The 2367-nt window shown below is 35.4% G+C and carries 1 protein-coding gene; it reads right to left on the bottom strand.

Annotated features, from left to right (window positions below; all coding sequences use genetic code 11):
* Positions 1–267: 267 nt before the first annotated feature.
* Positions 268–2211, bottom strand: a complete 1944-nt coding sequence (locus CWB66_RS21175) for an EAL domain-containing protein (protein WP_138586978.1) — start codon at positions 2209–2211, stop codon at positions 268–270.
* Positions 2212–2367: the final 156 nt, after the last annotated feature.

Here is a 2367-nt window from a genome sequence, read left to right as displayed (position 1 = left end):
GGTATAACCGTTTGATTTTTAGATTCATATACACCTCAAAGTTGAGATGTTATTTTATCAAATTAAAGAGAATTAAGCGTTTAAATTAAATCGAAATTTTTGAAATTGGTCTGATCAATGTCTGACAAAGGTGTAAAAATACTGTGATTTGTATGTGATCTTTACTTTAAAATTATGACTTTAATAGTACAAATTTATAAAAAACGATCACACTAACATATACTTTAAACTAAAAAAGTAGGGGGATAAGTGTTTGGGAGGTGGCCGTTACATATCTTTAGGTTTTTCTATGTAATAGCCTTGTACACCATCTAAAAGAAGAGTCTCAACAATATGCTTTTCTTCTTGGCTTTCAACTCCTTCTGCAAACACGCTAACACCTATTCTGTGTGCTAAGTCGACCATAAGTCTCATAAAGTATTGATTGTTTTTGTCATCTTCTAAACCACGAGTGTAGCTTGCATCCATTTTAATAAAGTCAGGCTTTAAATCACGGAAAAATTTAAATGAGGTTAAACCAACACCAAAGCGTTCAACAGTAATACGGGCACCAACTCGATGTACCATATCAATAAAGCGTTTACTGGCTTTAATATTTTGTTGTAAACCAAATTCACTCACTTCAAAAATAAGTTTTGACGCAATGTGCGTATCTTTTAGCAAGCGTCGCTCTAACCAAATGACAAATTGATCATTATGCGCACTTGAGGCGGTTACATTCAGCCCAAAGTTTTTTTCAGAAAGGTTGCGAGTTTTTATTTTTTCAAGTGAAGAATCAATAATTAACTTATCTATATCTATGGCCATATCAAGCTTTTCGGCCATTGCTAAAAACGAAGCAGTAGGAAGCGTTTGGTTTTCTTCGGTTTTAAAGCGAACCTGAATTTCGGCATAAGCTTTACTGTTTTTACCTAAAGGCATAATGTTCTGCATAACTAAATGAACGCGTTTGGATTCAATAACTTCGTTAATTACTTTACGCCAGTTTTGATTACCAAAACCTGCACTTACATTGTTAATTAAGTCGGTTTCGCGTTGAACGTGCCATGCATTTACTTGTTTTGATTGCGCCATACTCATGGCGTTATCAACAATCGAAAGCAGCTCGCCTAACGGTTTGCCTTTTTCGTAGCCCACAATTCCCGTGTTAGCTACTGAGCTTAGTTCTTGGTTTTGTTGATACTGCGTAAAACGAGACTGTAAGTTTTCGCCAAAGCGCTCAGCTTCTTTTAAAGGCACATGAGGCAGTACGACAGCAAAATCAGAACTATTTAATCGAAACACTTGGCTGCCTGTATAAGTGCCACTTATGTGTTTAACTATATCTGCAACAGCTTTGACGTATTCGTCGCCTTTTTGGTAGCCACGTGTTTGATTTATAATTTGCAGTTCGCTACAGCGGATCATTGCGAGTGATCCGAATGTACTTTGTTCTACGTTTTCAATATTTTTTTCGTAATACTCAACAAACATATTGCGGTTGCCAAGTGCCGTAATTACATCTTTATACGCTTCTTGTTTAATACTTAATGCAGCATTTTGAATGTCGTCATTTTTTGACTTTAAAAAGTAGGACAAACGGTTAAAGCTTGGCACGAGATCTTTACCTAGCTTTTGCAATTTAGAGCCGTCTAATGCAATTTTTAAATCGTTACTTGCTTGGTTTTGGTTGATATAAATATCGATGACATCGGCAATAGTCATACTGATATTTCTATTCAAACGATAAAAAATAGATTTCATTAAAATAACAGGAATAATGACTAAAATAGCAGACATAAAAAACACAATAAAAAACGATGTTTGCAGTTGTTCGCCAAGATGCTGAATATTAATTGTAAATTCAACTTTAATATCGGCTGCGGTATTAACTGCAAACTGTGGTCGTACAGAATTAAAAACAGACTCTATAAACTGAGCAAACACAGGGAGGCGAGCAGGGGAGTTTATAGTGAATACTTCAGCCCCTTGGAAGTCTCTTAACGTAAAGCGTGAGAATGTTTTACCATCGGCAAGCGCGTTTTTTAAATTTTGGGCGGCTTCGTCATTAAAAGAAGAATTATCAATATATTTCGTTATTGTATTTTGCGCATTTATTTGTGCGTCGCTTACTGCGCTATCAAACTGAGCGGATATAAAGTAAGTTCCTGCAACTACGCATAATAGCCAAGAGATAAGTTGTATAAGAATAAGTTTTTTAAAGCCGGCCATTTTTAAGTCTTTTAATTTGAAAGGGAAGGGATCAAATATTAGATTAATAAACTAAGTTTAATGCATTCAATCATGCTTTAGTTATGGCGTTTATGGTAGTGTAATTTAAGAGGAATGTCTATGAAATTATTAGAATTGGCTCCCCCTCCCCGACTC

The organism is Pseudoalteromonas sp. S558, assembly GCF_005886635.1.
Lineage (GTDB): Bacteria > Pseudomonadota > Gammaproteobacteria > Enterobacterales > Alteromonadaceae > Pseudoalteromonas > Pseudoalteromonas aliena.
Note: the sequence above shows the minus strand (reverse complement) of the source record. Positions and strands in the feature narration are given on the sequence as shown.

Bases quoted from the DNA above. Each gene is read 5' to 3' on its own strand.
- CWB66_RS21175 (WP_138586978.1), bottom strand. From the start codon at position 2,211: ATGGCCGGCTTTAAAAAACTTATTCTTATACAACTTATCTCTTGGCTA.